The organism is Pseudomonas nabeulensis (assembly GCF_004682045.1).
GTDB lineage: Bacteria > Pseudomonadota > Gammaproteobacteria > Pseudomonadales > Pseudomonadaceae > Aquipseudomonas > Aquipseudomonas nabeulensis.
This window is the reverse complement of the sequence record NZ_QUZT01000005.1, coordinates 71,894-92,629: the sequence shown is the minus strand read 5'-3', so window position 1 is coordinate 92,629 and position 20,736 is coordinate 71,894. Positions and strand designations below refer to the sequence as shown.

17 protein-coding genes and 1 pseudogene are annotated in these 20,736 nt (G+C 58.3%); 16 read left to right on the top strand and 2 right to left on the bottom strand.

Translation table 11 applies throughout. From position 1 onward, the window contains the following. Positions 1-154 precede the first annotated feature (154 nt). The 3 genes from DYL61_RS04630 (at position 155) to DYL61_RS04620 (ending at position 3,230) form a co-directional block, all read left to right on the top strand. Positions 155-1,006 carry a glycine betaine ABC transporter substrate-binding protein gene (locus tag DYL61_RS04630; protein WP_135307384.1) on the top strand — a complete coding sequence of 284 codons (852 nt, stop codon included), beginning with the start codon at positions 155-157 and terminating at the stop codon, positions 1,004-1,006. Between the two features lie 257 nt (positions 1,007-1,263). Then, positions 1,264-1,575: a DUF485 domain-containing protein gene (locus tag DYL61_RS04625; protein ID WP_135307383.1), complete on the top strand. Its 312-nt coding sequence runs from the start codon at positions 1,264-1,266 to the stop codon at positions 1,573-1,575. Beyond that, a complete protein-coding gene (locus DYL61_RS04620) occupies positions 1,572-3,230 on the top strand; it encodes a cation acetate symporter (protein ID WP_135307382.1) in 1,659 nt (552 codons plus the stop codon). The genes DYL61_RS04625 and DYL61_RS04620 overlap by 4 nt, the downstream gene beginning before the upstream one ends. A 279-nt stretch (positions 3,231-3,509) precedes the next feature. Here DYL61_RS04620 and gltA read toward each other — a convergent pair whose 3' ends face one another. Beyond that, entirely contained in the window at positions 3,510-4,799 is a 1,290-nt protein-coding gene (gene gltA / locus DYL61_RS04615; protein ID WP_078047629.1) for a citrate synthase, read from the bottom strand. 364 nt (positions 4,800-5,163) lie between these two features. On the opposite strand from gltA, the gene sdhC reads away from it, so the two are divergent. The 11 genes and pseudogenes from sdhC to DYL61_RS04560 form a co-directional block, all read left to right on the top strand. Then, positions 5,164-5,538 carry a succinate dehydrogenase, cytochrome b556 subunit gene (gene sdhC, locus DYL61_RS04610; RefSeq protein WP_016979564.1) on the top strand — a complete coding sequence of 125 codons (375 nt, stop codon included), beginning with the start codon at positions 5,164-5,166 and terminating at the stop codon, positions 5,536-5,538. Beyond that, positions 5,532-5,900, top strand: coding sequence for a succinate dehydrogenase, hydrophobic membrane anchor protein (sdhD, locus tag DYL61_RS04605; protein ID WP_016974690.1), 369 nt, complete (start codon positions 5,532-5,534; stop codon positions 5,898-5,900). Before sdhC ends, sdhD begins: the two co-directional genes overlap by 7 nt. Before the next feature lie 3 nt (positions 5,901-5,903). Further along, entirely contained in the window at positions 5,904-7,676 is a 1,773-nt protein-coding gene (gene sdhA / locus DYL61_RS04600; RefSeq protein WP_135307381.1) for a succinate dehydrogenase flavoprotein subunit, read from the top strand. A gap of 11 nt (positions 7,677-7,687) precedes the next feature. Beyond that, complete coding sequence (locus DYL61_RS04595; RefSeq protein WP_105699167.1) at positions 7,688-8,392, top strand: succinate dehydrogenase iron-sulfur subunit; 705 nt, start codon at positions 7,688-7,690, stop codon at positions 8,390-8,392. Positions 8,393-8,653: 261 nt separating this feature from the next. After that, a complete protein-coding gene (locus DYL61_RS04590) occupies positions 8,654-11,485 on the top strand; it encodes a 2-oxoglutarate dehydrogenase E1 component (RefSeq protein ID WP_135307380.1) in 2,832 nt (943 codons plus the stop codon). Positions 11,486-11,529: 44 nt separating this feature from the next. Further along, positions 11,530-12,774, top strand: coding sequence for a 2-oxoglutarate dehydrogenase complex dihydrolipoyllysine-residue succinyltransferase (odhB, locus tag DYL61_RS04585; protein WP_135307379.1), 1,245 nt, complete (start codon positions 11,530-11,532; stop codon positions 12,772-12,774). Positions 12,775-12,874: 100 nt separating this feature from the next. Then, complete coding sequence (lpdA, locus tag DYL61_RS04580) at positions 12,875-14,311, top strand: dihydrolipoyl dehydrogenase (RefSeq protein WP_135307378.1); 1,437 nt, start codon at positions 12,875-12,877, stop codon at positions 14,309-14,311. Between the two features lie 204 nt (positions 14,312-14,515). Further along, positions 14,516-15,682: an ADP-forming succinate--CoA ligase subunit beta gene (sucC, locus tag DYL61_RS04575; RefSeq protein ID WP_003233235.1), complete on the top strand. Its 1,167-nt coding sequence runs from the start codon at positions 14,516-14,518 to the stop codon at positions 15,680-15,682. After that, positions 15,682-16,563 (top strand): succinate--CoA ligase subunit alpha, encoded by an 882-nt coding sequence (gene sucD / locus DYL61_RS04570; protein ID WP_084381139.1) that lies wholly within the window; start codon positions 15,682-15,684, stop codon positions 16,561-16,563. The genes sucC and sucD overlap by 1 nt, the downstream gene beginning before the upstream one ends. Positions 16,564-16,932: 369 nt before the next feature. Next, a complete protein-coding gene (gene brnQ, locus DYL61_RS04565) occupies positions 16,933-18,246 on the top strand; it encodes a branched-chain amino acid transport system II carrier protein (protein WP_135307377.1) in 1,314 nt (437 codons plus the stop codon). Positions 18,247-18,478: 232 nt separating this feature from the next. Then, positions 18,479-19,132, top strand: a pseudogene (locus tag DYL61_RS04560) (DUF599 domain-containing protein); the annotation flags it as partial. Between the two features lie 188 nt (positions 19,133-19,320). Here the strand turns inward: DYL61_RS04560 and DYL61_RS04555 are convergent. Then, a complete protein-coding gene (locus DYL61_RS04555; protein ID WP_105699191.1) occupies positions 19,321-19,572 on the bottom strand; it encodes a hypothetical protein in 252 nt (83 codons plus the stop codon). A 158-nt stretch (positions 19,573-19,730) separates the two neighbouring features. Here DYL61_RS04555 and DYL61_RS04550 point away from each other — a divergent pair, with 158 nt between their 5' ends. Then, positions 19,731-20,207, top strand: a complete 477-nt coding sequence (locus DYL61_RS04550; protein ID WP_135307376.1) for a PaaI family thioesterase — start codon at positions 19,731-19,733, stop codon at positions 20,205-20,207. After that, positions 20,204-20,656, top strand: coding sequence for a PaaI family thioesterase (locus DYL61_RS04545; protein WP_135307375.1), 453 nt, complete (start codon positions 20,204-20,206; stop codon positions 20,654-20,656). Before DYL61_RS04550 ends, DYL61_RS04545 begins: the two co-directional genes overlap by 4 nt. Positions 20,657-20,736 lie beyond the last annotated feature (80 nt).

The following is a 20,736-nucleotide window of genomic DNA, read 5'->3' as shown; positions in this document are numbered from 1 at the left end:
TCCAAGGCTGCGGCGGGTTGATGATCAAGGCATCAGCACTCCACTGATGCCGTAGCAGCCGGATTCAGGCGCGTGAAGGGGGCGCGGTGCACCACATAACAACAGGTTGACGTCGCTCGGCATCCGTCGGGCGCAGCACTTTCGGGGAAGTACGATGAAGATGCGACGACTCTTGGGCGCAGCTGCCACGTTGGTAGTTGCGATGAGCTCCACCCTGGCCAATGCCGACAGCAAGACCCTGAGCATCGGCTACGTCGATGGCTGGTCCGACAGCGTGGCCACTACCCACGTGGCGGCTGAGGTGATCAAGGAAAAGCTCGGTTATGACGTGAAACTGCAGGCCGTCGCCACCGGGATCATGTGGCAGGGCGTGGCCACCGGCAAGCTCGACGCCATGCTCTCCGCCTGGCTGCCCGTGACACACGGCGAATATTGGGCCAAGAACAAGGACAAGGTGATCGACTACGGCCCCAACTTCAAGGATGCGAAGATTGGCCTGATCGTGCCGGAGTACGTCAAGGCCAAGTCCATCGAAGACCTCAAGACCGACACCACCTTCAAGAACAAAATCGTCGGCATCGACGCCGGCTCAGGCGTGATGCTCAAGACCGACGAAGCCATCAAGGCCTATGGCCTGGACTACAAGCTGCAAGCCAGCTCGGGTGCGGCGATGATCGCTGAACTGACCCGTGCCGAAGACAAGCAGGAATCCATCGCGGTCACCGGTTGGGTGCCACACTGGATGTTCGCCAAGTGGAAACTGCGTTTCCTGGACGATCCAAAAGGGATTTATGGCGCTGCTGAAACCGTCAACAGCATCGGCAGCAAGGGCCTGGAGAAGAAAGCGCCGGAAGTTGCGGCCTTCCTGAAGAAATTCCAGTGGGCCTCCAAGGATGAAATCGGCGAAGTCATGCTGGCGATCCAAGAGGGCGCCAAGCCGGATGCAGCGGCCAAGGATTGGGTGGCCAAGCACCCAGAGCGCGTCGCCGAGTGGACCGCTAAGTAACATCCCCTGATATACCCTTGTGGGAGGGGGCTTGCCCCCGATGACAGTGTGTCAGCTATACATGTGCTGGCTGACACACCGCTATCGGGGGCAAGCCCCCTCCCACATTGATTTCATACCCCGTAATATTTGCGCCATCCTCACACCTCCTCGCTACACTCGATCTAAGACTAAGGTCGTCTGGAACCTCTGCGGCAGCCGCATACAGTGGATACGTTCCAAAATAATAAAAAAGCTGTGCTGCGAGGATAAAAACAATGAACGACAGCATTTACCTCTCGATTCAAAACAGCCCGCGTTTCAAGGAGCTGGTCAGGAAAAGGGAACGGTTCGCCTGGATTCTCTCGGCGATCATGCTAGGGCTTTACTCCGCTTTCATCCTGTTGATCGCCTACGGGCCACAAGTACTGGGCGCCAAGCTCAGCCCGGGTTCGTCGATTACCTGGGGCATTCCCCTGGGCGTCGGGCTGATTCTGTCTGCCTTTGTCCTGACCGGTATCTATGTGCGCCGGGCCAACGGCGAATTTGACGACCTGAACGCTGCGATTCTCAAGGAGGCTGCGCAATGATCGGTCGTCTACTGGCACTACTCGGCGCTTCGTTCTTTGCACCGGCCCTTTGGGCGGCGGATGCCTTGACCGGTGAAGTGCACAAGCAACCTCTGAACGTGTCGGCCATCGTGATGTTTGTCGCGTTTGTCGGTGCCACCCTGTGCATCACTTACTGGGCGTCCAAGCGCAACAAGTCGGCGGCCGACTACTATGCGGCCGGCGGCAAGATCACCGGTTTCCAGAACGGTTTGGCGATTGCTGGCGACTACATGTCGGCGGCGTCCTTCCTGGGGATTTCCGCGCTGGTGTACACCTCCGGTTACGACGGCCTGATCTACTCGATCGGCTTCCTGGTGGGCTGGCCGATCATTCTGTTCCTGATCGCCGAACGCCTGCGTAACCTGGGCAAGTACACCTTTGCCGACGTGGCGTCCTATCGCCTGGGGCAAACCCAGATCCGCAGCCTGTCGGCGTGCGGCTCGCTGGTGGTGGTGGCGTTCTACCTGATCGCGCAAATGGTCGGTGCGGGCAAGCTGATTCAGCTGCTGTTTGGCCTGGACTACCACGTTGCGGTGATCCTGGTGGGCATCCTGATGGTGCTGTATGTGCTGTTCGGCGGCATGCTGGCGACCACCTGGGTACAGATCATCAAGGCGGTCTTGCTGTTGTCCGGTGCCTCGTTCATGGCGCTGATGGTGATGAAGCACGTCAACTTCGACTTCAACATGCTGTTCTCCGAGGCGATCAAGGTTCACCCCAAAGGTGAAGCGATCATGAGCCCCGGCGGCCTGGTGAAAGACCCGATCTCGGCATTCTCCCTGGGTCTTGCGTTGATGTTCGGCACCGCTGGCCTGCCGCACATCCTGATGCGCTTCTTCACCGTGAGCGACGCTAAAGAAGCCCGCAAGAGCGTGTTCTACGCGACAGGTTTCATCGGCTACTTCTATATCCTGACCTTTATCATCGGTTTCGGCGCGATCCTGCTGGTCAGCACCAACCCGGCGTTCAAGGATGCGGCAGGCGCGTTGCTCGGTGGTAACAACATGGCGGCGGTGCACCTGGCCAACGCGGTGGGTGGCAGTATCTTCCTGGGCTTCATCTCGGCCGTGGCCTTCGCCACCATCCTCGCGGTGGTTGCCGGCCTGACCCTGGCCGGTGCTTCGGCGGTGTCCCATGACCTGTACGCCAGCGTGATCAAGAAAGGCAAGGCCAACGAGAAGGATGAGATTCGCGTGTCGAAGATCACCACCATCGCGTTGGGTGTATTGGCAATCGGCCTGGGTATCCTGTTCGAAAGCCAGAACATCGCGTTCATGGTGGGCCTGGCGTTCTCCATCGCTGCCAGCTGTAACTTCCCGGTGCTGCTGCTTTCCATGTACTGGAAAAACCTCACCACCCGCGGCGCCATGATCGGCGGCTGGCTGGGCTTGATCAGTGCCGTGGGCCTGATGATCCTCGGCCCGACCATATGGGTCTCGATCCTGCACCATGAAAAAGCCATCTTCCCTTACGAGTACCCGGCGCTGTTCTCGATGATCATTGCGTTCATCGGCATCTGGTTCTTCTCCATCACCGACAAGTCGGCGGCGGCAGACAAAGAGCGTGCGCTGTACTTCCCGCAGTTTGTGCGTTCGCAGACTGGCCTGGGGGCGAGTGGGGCGGTTAATCACTAAGGTTGTAGCTGGATAGGAAATGCCCCGGTCGAAAGGCCGGGGCATTTTTTTGTCTGGGGTTTGTGGGGTGGCTGGTCTATTGCTATCGGGGGCAAGTCGAAACGTCGCACCGCCCCTCCCACACTTAACCGCGTTTTAGCTGAAGGAATGCGGTCGAATGTGGGAGGGGGCTTGCCCCCGATAGCGTCAGTTCAGGCAAAACTGTTTCTCAATTCCTGCACAAATAAAAACGGCCCCCTTGTAAAAGGAGGCCGTTTTTTAGACCAAATTGTCAGATGCTTACTTGCGATCTTCCAGTTTGGTGATATCACGCGACTCGTAGCCGGTGTACAGCTGGCGCGGGCGGCCAATCTTGTACGGGCTGGAGAGCATTTCTTTCCAGTGGGAGATCCAGCCCACGGTCCGCGCCAGGGCGAAGATCACGGTGAACATGCTGGTTGGAATGCCGATCGCCTTGAGGATGATCCCCGAGTAGAAGTCGACGTTCGGGTACAGCGAGCGTTCGATGAAGTACGGGTCGGTCAGAGCGATCTCTTCCAGGCGCATGGCCAGTTCGAGTTGCGGATCGTTCTTGATGCCCAGTTCCTTCAATACTTCGTCGCAGGTCTGCTTCATCACAGTGGCGCGCGGGTCGCGGTTCTTGTAGACCCGGTGACCGAAGCCCATCAGCTTGAACGGATCGTTCTTGTCCTTGGCCTTGGCGATGAACTTGTCGATGTTCGAGACATCGCCGATTTCATCGAGCATGGTCAATACGGCTTCGTTCGCACCGCCGTGGGCAGGGCCCCACAGTGCGGCGATACCGGCGGCGATACAGGCGAACGGGTTGGCACCCGAAGAACCTGCCAGGCGTACGGTGGACGTCGAGGCGTTCTGTTCGTGGTCGGCGTGGAGGATGAAGATCCGGTCCATGGCCTTGGCCAACGTCGGGCTGATCGGTTTGATCTCGCACGGCGTGTTGAACATCATGTGCAGGAAGTTTTCCGCGTACGTCAGGTCGTTGCGCGGGTACATCATGGGTTGGCCCATGGAGTACTTGTAAACCATCGCGGCCAGGGTCGGCATCTTGGCAACCAGGCGGATCGCGGAGATTTCGCGATGCTGCGGGTTATTGATGTCGAGGGAGTCGTGATAGAAGGCCGACAGGGCGCCGACTACACCGCACATGACGGCCATCGGGTGGGCGTCGCGACGGAAGCCGTTGAAGAAGGTCTTCAACTGCTCGTGAACCATGGTGTGGTTCTTCACGGTGCTGACGAACTGGGCTTTTTGCTCGGCTGTCGGCAATTCACCGTTTAGCAGCAGGTAGCAGGTTTCCAGGTAGTCCGATTGCTCGGCCAGTTGTTCGATCGGGTAGCCGCGATGCAGCAAGATGCCATTATCACCATCGATGTAGGTGATCTTCGACTCGCAAGAGGCGGTCGACATGAAGCCTGGGTCGAATGTAAAACGGCCCGTGGCCGTCAGGCCCCGTACGTCGATAACATCGGGACCAACGGTGCCGGTTAAAATGGGCAGCTCGACGGGGGCTGCGCCCTCGATGATCAACTGCGCTTTTTTGTCAGCCATGTGGCCTCCTATTTATGCTTCAAATCATCAGACAGACCCCCCACGCAGGGCCCGCACCACTATATTGATATAAATCCAGATGTCAATTTGCCTAAAGTCTTGCAGCAGAAGGCTTTAACCGTACTTTTTCCTCGAAATTGCCTGCCATTTACGCCTTTTATCCCGCCAGCGCAATCAGCTATTAGGGTGAGGTGAGCGCGTTGTCATTAGTAACCTAACTGTCTATACTCGGCCACCGACCGCCAAGGGCTTTTGGGCTTGCTTTCATTGGGGGTCGCACTCCCTGGGTGGTGCTTACCTGACCAGTGCACTCCCCAACAACTTTGCCCTGATTGTTAGGGGCTCTTCAGTGTGAAAAAAAGCCGTGAATAGCCAACGACCTGTAAACCTAGACCTAAGGACCATCAAACTCCCCATCACCGGCGTTACGTCGTTCCTGCACCGTGTTTCCGGCATCATCCTGTTCCTGGGCTTGGGCATCATGCTTTATGCATTGAGCAAATCCCTGGGTTCCGAGGAAGGATACGCCGAGGTGAAGGCATGCTTGACCAGCCCGCTGGCCAAGTTCGTAGCATGGGGCCTCCTGTCCGCTCTGCTGTATCACCTGGTAGCCGGTGTGCGCCACTTGATCATGGATGCGGGTATTGGTGAGACGCTGGAAGGCGGCCGCCTGGGCTCGAAAATCATCATCGCCATTTCCGTGGTGCTGATCGTTCTGGCAGGAGTTTGGATATGGTAACCAGCGTTACGAACCTTTCGCGTTCGGGCCTCTATGACTGGATGGCACAACGTGTGTCTGCGGTCGTTCTCGCGGCTTATTTCATTTTCCTGATCGGATACCTCGTCGCAAATCCAGGCATCAGCTATGAGCAATGGCATGGCCTGTTTTCCCACAATGCGATGCGAATCTTCAGTCTGCTGGCCCTTGTAGCCCTGGGCGCTCACGCCTGGGTCGGCATGTGGACCATCGCGACCGACTACCTGACGCCGATGGCGCTGGGCAAGTCCGCGACCGCAGTACGTTTCCTCTTCCAGGCAGTCTGCGGCGTCGCGATGTTCGCTTACTTCGTCTGGGGTGTGCAGATTCTTTGGGGTATCTGATTCATGGCTAACATTCCAACTATTTCATTCGACGCCATCATCATTGGTGGCGGCGGTGCTGGCATGCGCGCTGCGCTGCAGCTGGCCCAGGGCGGTCACAAGACTGCCGTGATCACCAAGGTGTTCCCGACTCGTTCCCACACCGTTTCGGCCCAGGGTGGCATCACCTGCGCCATCGCTTCCGCCGACCCGAACGATGACTGGCGCTGGCACATGTACGATACCGTCAAGGGTTCCGACTATATCGGTGACCAGGACGCTATCGAATATATGTGTCAAGAAGGCCCGGCCGCGGTGTTCGAGCTGGACCACATGGGTCTGCCGTTCTCCCGTACCGAGCAAGGTCGTATCTACCAGCGTCCATTCGGCGGTCAGTCGAAGGATTACGGTAAAGGCGGGCAGGCTGCCCGTACCTGCGCCGCGTCCGACCGTACCGGTCACGCGCTGCTGCACACCCTTTACCAGGGCAACCTGAAAGCCGGTACCACGTTCCTGAACGAGTACTACGCTGTCGATCTGGTCAAGAACGCCCAAGGCGAGTTCGTGGGCGTGATCGCCATCTGCATCGAAACCGGTGAAACCACCTACATCCGCGCCAAGGCCACCGTGCTGGCCACGGGCGGTGCAGGCCGTATCTACGCGTCGACCACCAACGCCCTGATCAACACCGGTGACGGCGTCGGCATGGCATTGCGTGCTGGCGTACCGGTACAAGACATCGAAATGTGGCAGTTCCACCCAACCGGCATCGCCGGCGCCGGTGTACTGGTTACCGAAGGTTGCCGTGGTGAAGGTGGTTACCTGATCAACAAGCACGGCGAGCGTTTCATGGAGCGTTATGCTCCGAACGCCAAAGACCTGGCGGGTCGTGACGTCGTAGCCCGTTCGATGGTTAAAGAGATCATCGCCGGCAACGGCTGTGGCCCGAATGGCGACCACGTGATGCTCAAGCTCGATCACCTGGGTGAGGAAGTGCTGCACAGCCGCCTGCCAGGTATCTGCGAACTGTCCAAGACGTTTGCTCACGTTGACCCGGTATTGGCTCCAGTCCCGGTTGTTCCGACCTGCCACTATATGATGGGCGGCGTTGCCACCAACATTCATGGTCAGGCAATCACCCAGGACGCCGATGGCAAGGACCAGATCATCCACGGTCTGTTCGCCGTAGGCGAAGTGGCATGCGTATCGGTACACGGTGCCAACCGTCTGGGCGGCAACTCGCTGCTCGACCTGGTGGTATTCGGCCGTGCTGCTGGCCTGCACCTGGAAAAAGCGCTGACTGACGGCATCGAATACGATGACGCCACCGACGCCAACATCGAAGCCGCCCTGGCGCGCCTGAACGCTCTGAACGAGCGCACTGATGGCGAAGACGTGGCTACCCTGCGTCGCGAGCTGCAAAGCTGCATGCAGAACTACTTCGGTGTGTTCCGTACCGGCGAATACATGCAGAAGGGTATCGCCCAGCTGGCCGACCTGCGCAAGCGCATCGGCAACGTCAAGATCAACGATAAGAGCCAGGCGTTCAACACTGCTCGTATCGAAGCCCTTGAGCTGCAAAACCTGCTGGAAGTCGCCGAAGCGACTGCAATCGCTGCCGAGGTTCGTAAAGAATCCCGTGGTGCCCACGCCCGTGAAGACTTTGAAGATCGCGACGACGAAAACTGGTTGTGCCACACCCTGTACTTCCCGGGTGACAAGCGCGTAACCAAGCGTGCCGTGAACTTCTCGCCGAAGACGGTTCCGACGTTTGAACCGAAGATTCGGACTTACTAAGGGTGGCTGCCATGTTGAAAGTCAGTGTTTATCGCTACAACCCTGATCAGGACGCTGCGCCGTTCATGCAGGAATTCCAGGTCGATACCGGTGGTAAAGACCTGATGGTGCTGGATGTATTGGCACTGATCAAAGAGCAGGACGAAGGTTTCTCGTATCGTCGCTCTTGCCGTGAAGGTGTATGCGGTTCCGACGGCATGAACATCAACGGCAAAAACGGCCTGGCGTGCATCACGCCGCTGTCCGCCGTGGTTAAAGGCAACAAGTTGATCATTCGTCCGCTGCCAGGTCTGCCGGTTATCCGTGACCTGGTTGTCGATATGAGCATCTTCTACAAGCAATACGAAAAAGTTAAGCCGTTCCTGCAGAACGACACGCCGGCCCCGGCCATCGAGCGTCTGCAGTCCCCGGAAGAGCGCGACAAGCTCGACGGTCTGTACGAGTGCATCCTGTGCGCTTGCTGCTCGACCTCTTGCCCGTCCTTCTGGTGGAACCCGGACAAGTTCCTGGGCCCAGCTGCCCTGCTGCAAGCGTACCGCTTCCTGGCAGACAGCCGTGACACCAAGACGTCCGAGCGTCTGGCTTCGCTGGATGACCCGTTCAGCGTATTCCGCTGCCGCGGGATCATGAACTGCGTCAACGTATGTCCCAAAGGCCTGAACCCGACTAAGGCCATTGGTCACATCCGTAACATGTTGCTGCAAAGCGGCGTGTAACTGACGTTGTAGTAAAGGCAGGACCGTTGTGCCCGTAGATGCTGCGGCGCAGGCTTCAACCGGCGCCGTAGTTTAACCTGAGCAGCGACTTACAAAGCCGCGGCTCTTATTTTGAAGAAATGAGACAAGCAGGGGCATCCGGGTTGGTACCCGGACTATCAGCGTGATCCTAAGTGGCTTGTTTTGGTCGCTGCACTCGGCCTTCTGCAAGCAAACTCGGTGTCTTCGCCGGTGGTGTCCCCTAACCGAGGGTGACCAAGCATGCAAGAAAGCGTGATGCAGCGCATGTGGGAAAGCGGCTATCTTTCAGGTGGTAACGCAGCCTATGTGGAAGAGCTCTACGAGCTCTACCTGCACGACCCTAACGCTGTGCCAGAAGAATGGCGCACCAAATTTCAGACGTTGTCTTCAGACGGCAACGCTGCCACCGATGTATCGCATGCAACAATTCGCGATCAGTTCGTGCTGCTGGCAAAGAACCAGCGCCGCGCTCAACCGGTTTCCGCCGGCAGCGTGAGCAGTGAGCATGAGAAGAAGCAAGTTGAAGTACTGCGACTGATCCAGGCCTACCGGATGCGTGGCCACCAGGCGGCCCAGCTTGACCCGCTGGGGCTCTGGCAGCGTCCTGCACCGGCTGACCTGTCGATCAATCATTACGGCTTGACCAATGCCGATCTTGATACGACCTTCCGTGCCGGCGACCTGTTCATCGGCAAAGAGGAAGCGAGCCTACGCGAAATTCACGAAGCGTTGCAGCAGACATATTGCCGCACCATTGGCGCTGAGTTCACGCACATCACCGATTCCGAGCAACGCCAGTGGTTCCAGCATCGCCTGGAAGGCGTGCGTGGCCGTCCGGTTTTGTCCGCGGACGTACGCAGCCACCTGCTTGAGCGCGTGACCGCTGCCGAAGGCCTGGAGAAGTACCTGGGTACCAAATACCCGGGCACCAAGCGTTTCGGCCTGGAAGGCGGCGAAAGCCTGATCCCGATGCTCGACGAGCTGATCCAGCGTTCCGGTTCCTACGGCACCAAGGAAATCGTGATCGGCATGGCTCACCGTGGTCGCCTGAACGTGTTGGTCAACACATTCGGCAAGAACCCGCGTGAACTGTTCGACGAGTTCGAAGGCAAGAAGAAAGTTGAACTGGGTTCCGGTGACGTTAAATACCACCAGGGCTTCTCGTCCAACGTCATGACCACAGGCGGTGAAGTTCACCTGGCCATGGCCTTCAACCCATCCCACCTGGAAATCGTTTCTCCAGTGGTCGAGGGTTCGGTCCGTGCGCGCCAGGATCGTCGTAACGACACCACCGGTGAAAAAGTCCTGCCGATTTCCATCCACGGTGACGCGGCATTCGCCGGTCAAGGCGTGGTCCTGGAAACGTTCCAGATGTCGCAGACCCGCGGCTTCAAGACCGGCGGTACCGTTCACATCGTCATCAACAACCAGGTTGGCTTCACCATCAGCAACCCGCTGGATGCGCGCTCCACCGAGTACGCCACCGACGTTGCCAAGATGATCCAGGCGCCGATCCTCCATGTGAATGGCGATGATCCGGAAGCCGTGCTGTTCGTGACCCAACTGGCTGTCGACTACCGCATGCAGTTCAAGCGTGACGTGGTGATCGACCTGGTTTGCTACCGCCGTCGCGGTCACAACGAAGCGGACGAACCAAGCGGCACCCAGCCGTTGATGTACCAGCAGATCACCAAGCAGCGCACCACCCGTGAGCTGTACGCCGAAAGCCTGACCAAGGCCGGTGTGGTTGACGATGCGCGTGTTCAGGCGAAGATCGATGAATACCGCAACGCGCTGGACAATGGTCTGCACGTAGTGAAAAGCCTGGTCAAAGAGCCGAACAAAGAGTTGTTCGTTGACTGGCGTCCGTACCTGGGTCACACCTGGACCGCGCGTCACGACACCTCGTTCGACCTGAAAACCTTGCAGGAACTGTCTGCCAAGCTGCTGGAAATTCCAGAAGGCTTCGTGGTTCAGCGCCAGGTTGCGAAGATCTACGAAGACCGTCAGAAGATGCAAGCCGGCGGCCTGCCGATCAACTGGGGTTACGCTGAAACCATGGCGTACGCGACCCTGGCGTTCGAAGGTCACCCGATCCGTATGACCGGCCAGGACATCGGCCGTGGTACGTTCTCGCACCGTCACGCGGTCTTGCACAACCAGAAAGACGCTGGCACCTACGTGCCATTGAAGCACCTGTACGAAGGCCAGCCACGTTTCGACCTGTACGATTCGTTCCTGTCCGAAGAAGCCGTGCTGGCGTTCGAATACGGCTACTCGACCACCACGCCAAACGCGCTGGTGATCTGGGAAGCCCAGTTCGGCGACTTCGCCAACGGTGCCCAGGTGGTTATCGACCAGTTCATCACCAGCGGCGAGCACAAGTGGGGTCGCCTGTGCGGTCTGACCATGTTGCTGCCACACGGTTATGAAGGTCAGGGTCCGGAGCACTCCTCGGCCCGTCTGGAGCGTTACCTGCAGCTGTGCGCCGAGCACAACATCCAGGTGTGCGTGCCGACTACCCCGGCCCAGATTTACCACTTGCTGCGTCGTCAGGTGATTCGCCCGCTGCGTAAGCCGCTGGTAGTGCTGACGCCGAAATCGCTGTTGCGTCATAAATTGGCCATCTCGACCCTGGAAGATCTGGCGGATGGTTCGTTCCAGACCGTGATTCCAGAAATCGACACGCTGGACGCTGCCAAGGTGACTCGCCTGGTGCTGTGCAGCGGCAAGGTCTACTACGACCTGCTGGAAAAACGCCGTGCCGAAGGCCGCGAAGACATCGCCATCGTGCGTATCGAGCAGCTTTACCCGTTCCCGGAAGACGACCTGATGGAGGCCATCGCGCCTTACACCAACCTCACCCATGTGGTGTGGTGCCAGGAAGAGCCGATGAACCAGGGCGCGTGGTACAGCAGCCAGCATCATCTGCGTCGCAGCATGGGTAACCACAACAAGGCGCTGAACCTGGAATACGCAGGTCGCGATGCTTCTGCTGCGCCTGCCTGTGGTTATGCGTCGATGCACGCCGAGCAGCAGGAAAAACTGCTGCAAGATGCCTTCACTGTTTAACGCCTTCGCGCTGACTGAAACCGAATTTTAAGGACACACAGATAATGGCTATCGAAATCAAAGCCCCGTCATTCCCGGAATCGGTTGCCGATGGCACCGTTGCCACTTGGCACAAGAAACCAGGCGACGCTGTAAAGCGTGACGACCTGATCGTTGACATCGAGACCGACAAAGTCGTGCTGGAAGTGTTGGCCGAAGCTGACGGCGTACTGGGCGCAATCGTTGCCGAAGAAGGCGCTACCGTTCTGTCGAACCAGGTGCTGGGCTCGATCGAAGAGGGCAGCGCTGCTGCCGCTGCACCTGCCGCTGCTGCCGCTGCACCTGCCGCTGCTGCACCGGCTGCCGCTTCTGCGCCTGCTGCTGCTCCAGCTGCCGGTGGCGAAGATCCAATCGCTGCTCCAGCTGCTCGCCAGCTGGCGGAAGAGAACGGCATCAACCTGGCTTCCATCAAAGGCACCGGCAAAGACGGCCGTGTGACCAAGGAAGACGTGGTTGCGGCTGTTGAAGCCAAGAAAAACGCTCCAGCTGCCGCACCTGCCAAGGCTGCTGCCCCGGCTGCCGCTGCGCCTGTGTTCGCCGCTGGCGACCGCACCGAGAAGCGCGTACCGATGACCCGCGTGCGTGCCACCGTGGCCAAGCGTCTGGTTGAAGCACAGTCGAACATGGCGATGCTGACCACTTTCAACGAAGTCGACATGACCGAAGTCATGGCCCTGCGTTCGAAGTACAAGGATCTGTTCGAGAAGTCCCACAATGGCGTGCGCCTGGGCTTCATGTCGTTCTTCGTGAAAGCGGCCACCGAAGCGCTGAAGCGCTTCCCGGCAGTCAATGCTTCCATCGACGGCAACGACATCGTTTACCATGGCTACGCAGACATCGGCGTTGCCGTGTCCAGCGACCGTGGCCTGGTGGTTCCGGTACTGCGTAACGCCGAACTGATGAGCCTGGCTGAAATCGAAGGCGGCATCGCCACCTTCGGCAAGAAAGCCCGTGACGGCAAGCTGACCATCGACGAGATGACCGGCGGTACCTTCACCATCACCAACGGTGGTACCTTCGGTTCGATGATGTCGACCCCGATCGTCAACCCACCACAAGCTGCGATCCTGGGCATGCACAACATCATCCAGCGTCCGATGGCCATCAACGGCCAAGTCGTGATCCGCCCAATGATGTACCTGGCACTGTCTTACGATCACCGCCTGATCGATGGTAAAGAAGCCGTGACGTTCCTGGTGACCATCAAGAACCTGCTGGAAGACCCGGCTCGTCTGCTGCTGGACATCTAAAAGACGCAGCAACACGTTGCGGGCTACAAGCTGTAGGAACAAGCAGCTTGGCGTGCAACGTGTCGCTTGAAGCTTGTCGCTGAATAGAGGAACTATTTTCATGACGCAGAAATTTGACGTTGTAGTGATTGGTGCAGGTCCTGGCGGCTATGTGGCCGCTATCAAGGCCGCACAACTGGGCCTCTCGACTGCTTGCATCGAAAAGTACACCGACAAGGAAGGCAAACTGGCACTGGGCGGTACTTGCCTGAACGTTGGTTGCATTCCTTCCAAGGCGCTGCTGGACAGCTCCTGGAAATTCCACGAAGCCCAAGACGGCTTCGCGATCCACGGCATCAACCATGCTGGCGTGACCATGGACGTGCCAGCAATGGTCGGCCGTAAAGCCAACATCGTTAAAGGCCTGACTTCCGGCGTTGCCACCTTGTTCAAGGCCAACGGCGTGACTTCCCTGCAAGGCCACGGCAAGCTGCTGGCTGGCAAGAAAGTTGAAATCACCAAGCCAGACGGCTCGGTTGAAGTCATCGAAGCGGAAAACGTGATCCTGGCTCCAGGCTCGCGCCCAATCGACATCCCGCCTGCTCCAGTTGATAACAACGTGATCGTTGATTCGACCGGCGCCCTGGAATTCCAATCGGTTCCTAAGCGCCTGGGCGTGATCGGCGCTGGCGTGATCGGCCTGGAACTGGGTTCGGTATGGTCCCGTCTGGGCGCTGAAGTGACTGTGCTGGAAGCCCTGGACACGTTCCTGCTGGCTGCCGACACCGCCGTGTCCAAAGAAGCCCTGAAAACCCTGACCAAACAAGGTCTGGACATCAAGCTGGGCGCTCGCGTGACCGGTTCGAAAGTCAACGGTGAAGAAGTTGTCGTCAACTACACCGACAAGGATGGCGAAAAAACCATCACTTTCGACAAGCTGATCGTCGCCGTGGGTCGCCGTCCAGTGACCACCGACCTGCTGGCAGCTGACAGCGGCGTGAACATCGACGAGCGTGGTTTCATCCACGTTGACGATCACTGCGCCACCACCGTACCTGGCGTCTACGCCATCGGTGACGTGGTTCGCGGCATGATGCTGGCGCACAAGGCTTCCGAAGAAGGCATCATGGTTGTCGAGCGCATCAAGGGTCACAAAACCCAGATGAACTACGACCTGATCCCATCGGTTATCTACACCCACCCGGAAATTGCATGGGTCGGCAAGAACGAACAGCAGTTGAAAGCTGAAGGCGTTGAAGTTAACGTCGGCACTTTCCCGTTTGCCGCTTCTGGCCGTGCCATGGCAGCCAACGACACCGGTGGTTTTGTCAAAGTCATCGCTGATGCCAAGACTGACCGCGTATTGGGCGTCCACGTGATTGGCCCAAGCGCTGCAGAACTGGTACAGCAAGGCGCAATCGGTATGGAATTCGGCACCAGTGCCGAGGACCTGGGCATGATGGTCTTCTCCCATCCGACCCTGTCCGAAGCGTTGCACGAAGCAGCGTTGGCAGTGAATGGCGGCGCCATCCACATCGCCAACCGCAAGAAGCGCTAAGCGAGATAATAAGAAACCACGGCGGAGTTGCCCGTCGTGAGCCTTGCGAGCAAGTCTCACCGCGGAATATCCGCCGGACGCAGTCTTGCGCAGCTTTACGGGCCCTAAGCCCCGCAGGTTGCGCAAGCAGCAGTCACAGGTGGCGCGGCACTCATAATGAGCGCAGCGCCGAATGCGCAGTACCTAACGAAGACGGTAAAAAGCATGAATCTTCACGAGTATCAGGGTAAGCAGCTGTTCGCTGAATACGGCCTGCCAGTATCCAAGGGCTACGCAGTAGACACCCCGGAAGCAGCAGCAGAAGCTTGCGACAAAATCGGTGGTACCGAGTGGGTTGTCAAAGCCCAGGTCCACGCTGGTGGTCGCGGTAAAGCGGGCGGCGTTAAGCTGGTTCGCAGCAAAGAAGACGCCAAGGCCTTCGCACAGCAGTGGCTGGGCAAGCGTCTGGTGACTTACCAGACTGATGCCAATGGCCAGCCAGTCACCAAGATCCTGGTTGAATCGTGCACTGATATCGCTAAAGAGCTGTACCTGGGCGCTGTCGTTGACCGTTCGAGCCGTCGCATCGTGTTCATGGCCTCCACCGAAGGTGGCGTGGACATCGAGAAAATCGCTCACGAAACCCCAGAAAAAATTCTGAAAGCCACTATCGATCCACTGGTTGGCGCTCAGCCATTCCAGGGTCGCGAGCTGGCTTTCCAGCTGGGCCTGGAAGGCAAGCAAGTTGCCCAGTTCGCCAAGATCTTCGTCGGTCTGGCCAAACTGTTCCAGGATCACGATCTGGCCCTGCTGGAAGTGAACCCGCTGGTGATCAAGGCTGATGGCGATCTGCACTGCCTGGACGCCAAGATCAACATCGACGCCAACGCCATGTACCGTCAGCCTAAGCTGAAGACTTTCCACGATCCGTCCCAAGACGATCCGCGCGAAGCGCACGCTGCCAAGTTCGAACTGAACTACGTAGCCCTGGAAGGTAACATCGGTTGCATGGTCAACGGTGCTGGCCTGGCCATGGGTACCATGGACATCGTCAACCTGCATGGCGGCAAACCAGCCAACTTCCTCGACGTGGGCGGTGGTGCTACCAAAGAACGCGTGACCGAAGCGTTCAAGATCATCCTGTCCGACTCCAACGTCGCTGCAGTACTGGTCAACATCTTCGGCGGCATCGTTCGTTGCGACATGATTGCCGAAGGCATCATCGGTGCAGTGAAAGAAGTCGGCGTTAAAATCCCGGTTGTTGTTCGCCTTGAAGGCAACAACGCTGAACTGGGCGCTAAAGTACTGGCAGAAAGCGGTTTGAACATCATCGCGGCTACCAGCCTGACCGACGCTGCTCAACAAGTTGTCAAAGCTGCGGAGGGCAAATAATGAGCGTCCTGATCAATAAAGACACCAAAGTTATCTGCCAGGGTATTACCGGTTCGCAAGGTAGTTTCCACACCCAGCAAGCCATCGAATACGGCACCAAGATGGTTGGCGGCGTAACTCCGGGCAAAGGCGGCACCGAGCACCTGGGCCTGCCAGTGTTCAACACCGTGAAAGATGCTGTTGCTCAAACTGGCGCTACTGCCAGCGTGATCTACGTTCCAGCTCCTTTCTGCAAGGACTCGATCCTGGAAGCAGCCTTCGGCGGCATCAAGCTGATCGTTTGCATCACCGAAGGCATTCCTACCCTGGACATGCTGGACGCTAAAGTTAAGTGCGACGAGCTGGGTGTTACCCTGATCGGCCCTAACTGCCCAGGCGTGATCACTCCAGGCGAATGCAAGATCGGCATCATGCCAGGTCACATTCACTTGCCAGGTAAAGTCGGTATCGTTTCCCGTTCCGGCACCCTGACCTACGAAGCTGTCAAGCAAACTACTGACGCCGGTTTCGGTCAGTCGACTTGCGTCGGCATCGGCGGTGACCCGATCCCAGGCTCGAACTTCATCGACATCCTGAAGCTGTTCCAGGAAGACCCGAAGACCGAAGCGATCGTGATGATCGGTGAGATCGGCGGTTCGGCTGAAGAAGAAGCGGCTGCCTACATCAAGGCACACGTGACCAAGCCGGTTGTTTCCTACATCGCTGGTGTGACTGCCCCTGCTGGCAAGCGCATGGGCCATGCTGGCGCAATCATCTCTGGCGGCAAAGGCACTGCAGACGAGAAGTTCGCTGCACTGCAAGACGCAGGCGTTAAAACCGTGCGTTCGCTGGCAGACATCGGCAAGGCCCTGGCCGAGCTGACCGGTTGGGCTGTCAAGTAAGCCTCGCGCTTAGCTGACGCTTTACCAGCAAAGGCCACCTTCGGGTGGCCTTTGTGCTTTCTGGGTTTATATAAACGTTAGGTCAAATAGAGTTCAAATGTGGGAGGGGGCTTGCCCCCTCCCACATTTGCCCTCATTGCCAGATTAAGTATGAAAACGCGACATGAAGATGTCGCTTATCGGACAGTGCGCCCCGCAACAGTGCGTTTGTCAGCTAATTTCTGTACCCTGTCCGCCTCTTTATGCGTGTGCGTCCCAAAAGGAAGCCCCGCGCTAGACCGGTCGGCCCCCATAAGGGCTGGCAGTATTTCCCTCATCCACAGGGAACCCCTCTCTAAATTCCGATTCAGTAGTGTGGTATTTCCCGAAATGAAAGTGTTGAAAGGCCAGGATATCCTGGCGTTGGGCTTTATGACCTTTGCCCTGTTCGTGGGCGCCGGCAACATCATCTTCCCGCCTATCGTTGGTTTGCAGTCCGGGCCTCATGTCTGGATGGCAGCGCTGGGCTTCCTGATCACCGCAGTGGGTTTGCCGGTGGTTACCGTGATCGCCCTGGCCAAGGTCGGTGGTGGTATGGACGCATTGAGCAGCCCGATCGGCAAGATCGCCGGTGGCCTGCTCGCGGCCGCGGCGTATCTGGCGGTAGGGCCGCTGTTCGCCACCCCGCGCACTGCGACCGTATCCTTTGAAGTGGGCCTGGCGCCGCTGACCGGCGAAAGCCCGCTGGCGCTGTTCCTCTACAGCTCGGTGTATTTCCTGGTGGTGTTCTTCGTGTCCCTGTACCCAGGTCGACTGCTGGACACCGTAGGCCGTTTTCTCGCACCGTTGAAGATCATTGCGCTGGCGGTACTCGGCATTGCCGCGTTCGCCTTGCCCGCGGGTGACGTAGGTGTTGCCACGCCGGAATATGTGGCCGCACCGTTCTCCCAAGGCTTTATCAATGGTTACCTGACCATGGATACCCTGGGCGCGCTGGTATTCGGCATCGTGATCGTCAACGCGATCCGCTCCCGTGGCGTCGAGTCGCCGAAGCTGATCACTCGCTACGCGATCATCGCCGGCCTGATCGCCGGTGTGGGCCTGGCCCTGGTGTATATCAGCCTGTTCCGCCTGGGTTCGGGTAGCCACGCGGTCGCCGCCGGTGCCAGCAACGGCGCAGCGGTACTGCATGCTTACGTGCAACATACCTTCGGCTCCCTGGGCAGTGGCTTCCTCGCCGTGCTTATCTCCCTGGCATGCCTGGTAACGGCGGTGGGCCTGACCTGTGCCTGCGCCGAGTACTTCAGCCGCATTTTGCCGCTGTCCTACAAGGCACTGGTGGTGATCCTGGCGCTGTTCTCGCTGTTCGTGTCCAACCTGGGCCTGACCAAGCTGATTGCGTTCTCGATCCCGGTGCTGACCGCGATCTACCCGCCGTGCATCGTGCTGGTGGCCCTGAGCTTCTGCAAAGACTTCTGGCAGGAACAGGGCCGTATCGTCGGCCCGGTGATGCTGGTGTCGTTCATCTTCGGCAGCATCGACGCGCTCAAGGGCGCTGGCCTTGCGGGCTGGATGCCATCGCAGCTGACCAACCTGCCGTTGAGCGAGCAAGGCCTGGCCTGGCTGGTGCCGTCGGTGATGGTGCTGGTCGTGGCGGTAGTGGTAGACCGCCTGCTGGGCAAGCGCAGCGAAGCGATCGCTTAAGCGGGTTTCGCGTTATACCGAAATGCCCCGTATCAATCGATACGGGGCATTTTTTATACCTATTCAGCAACACCCTCTAAAGTTGCAACGCAGTCCAAATGTGGGAGGGGGCTTGCCCCCGATTACAGTGGGTCAGTCACAGCTGCCTTTAGCTGACACACCCTCATCGGGGGCAAGCCCCCTCCCATATTTTGATCGCGTTAACCTTCATTCACTATGTACAAGGACCTACATGTCGTTCGTCGAAGCCAACCAGATCCACCTGCTTGCCGCGCTTTGGTTCGTCCTGTGCTGGGGCGGCTACACCCGATACGCCATCTGGAAAGCCCGTGACACCGCCTGCCTGGCCAGCGTGTTGCACCTGTACCGCGAAGACTGGATGCGCCGCATGCTGCTGCGGGACAACCGCATCGCCGACGCCAGCGTGATTGGCAACCTGGAGCGCAACGCCTCGTTCTTCGCCTCGAGCACTTTGATCATCCTGGCCGGCATTCTCACGGTACTCGGCGCCTCGGAGCGGGCGGTGTCGTTGCTGGCGGATATTCCCATGGTGCAACAGGCGTCCCAGGGTATGTCGGAAATCAAACTGCTGTGCCTGGCGCTGGTGTTTGTCTACGCGTTCTTTACGTTCAGTTGGTGCATGCGCCAATACAACTTCGCGGCCGTGCTGGTGGGCTCGGCGCCGATGATCGGTGAGCGGCATGTGTCGGAGCAGGAGCGTAATGCGTTCGCTCTGCGGGCGGCGCGGGTGATTTCCATGGCCGCCAACCAGTTCAACTTTGGACTGCGTTCTTATTACTTCGGCATGACCATGTTGGCGTGGTTTGTCAGCCCCTGGTTGTTCATGTTGATGAGCAGCGGCGTGGTACTGGTGTTGTATCGCCGGTAGTTTCATTCCGACGTCCTGCAAGTGATGGTCTATACGCAGACCGACTCGCCGTTGCCTGAGCCCATCAAAGAGGCTGCTTAATCCATTCAGTGTATTAACGTCGGCACTAAAAACAGCAGACAAAAGAAAGCCCGCTATCTAAGCGGGCGTTCTTTATTACAGCGAAGCTATTTCAAGCCGCGGTCTCAAGAACCGGTGGCTGGGGTAGCAGGTGCTGCTTCTTTGGCGGCGGCTTCGTTCGATTCAGCCTGAGCTTTGGCAGCATCGGCGTTTTCTTTCGCAGCGTCGTTCACTTTATCCTGAGCCTTCGCCATGTCTTGCTGAGCTTGCTCAGAATGTGCAGCGGCGTCTTGGGCTTTGTCTTCGGATTTTTTGTCGCAGGCAGCGAGACCGAGGGCAGCGGCGAGCATCATGGAAATAGCTAAAGTCTTGCGCATGGGGTGTTTCTCCTTATTGAAGATATCTACTGGCCTTTCGAGCATGGCGGTTCGGCATTAGTTCCTTTTATTCCACAGATATATAAATCAGCGATGCGCCGGAACTTTTGCCTTACTCACCGAATGTACGGATCAACACTAATAAGAGTCTGCAACGAATGACCGAAAACCCCTTGTTAGAGCGCGCGACGCGCTTTGTCTCGGCCTTGCGCCATTGCCAGGTGCTGGGGATTGTCGCCCATGATGCGAGCGGGGAGGGCATCACCTTGATCATGCCCTATGCCGCCCATCTCGTCGGCGACCCCCATACCGGTGTCATCCACGGCGGCGCCTTGACCTCCCTGATGGACACCGCCTGCGGCATGGCCACCCTGTGCGTATTGCCGGAATTCGAAGTGTGCCCGACCCTCGACCTGCGCATCGACTACATGCACCCGGCCGAACCGCACAAACCGGTGTACGGCTTCGCCCAATGCTACCGGGTGACCACCGATGTGATCTTTACCCGAGGCTTCGCCTACCAGGATGACCCGCAACAACCCATTGCCCATGTGGTGGGCACGTTCATGCGTATGGGCAAGCGGCTCAAGGGCACGCAAGGGCTGGCCGGTACGATCAAGGGAGAACAGGCATGACCCATCGCTTCAAGACACGCCTGGAACAGGCCCATGCGCGCGGCAGCTACGACGCACTGCTGGAGTTGATCCCTTATGCCAAACTGATCGGCATTGAATGCACGCGCCTGGGGGATGAATTGCTGTTTCGCCTGCCGGCCAGCAAGGACAATATTGGTAACCCTATATTGCCGGCGCTCCATGGTGGCGTGATCGCAGGGTTTATGGAGCTGTCGGCCGCGCTGCATTTGCTGGTGTTCACCGGCGCACCGGGCCTGCCCAAGATCATCGATTTCTCCTTGGATTACCTGCGCGCCGGCCAGTTTCGCGACACCTACGCCAAGTGCCAGGTGTGGCGCCAAGGCCGACGTGTGGCCAATGTGGCGATCACCGCGTGGCAAAGCACGGCGGCTGAGCCCATAGCCACTGCGCGGGCGCATTTCAAAATCGAGGAATCAGGCCGCCCTTGAAATCCTGGTCTTAGCCCCCAACTTTGATGACAACCCGCCGCCAACCCTTACGGGGGCGGCCACTGCCATCCAATTGGAGT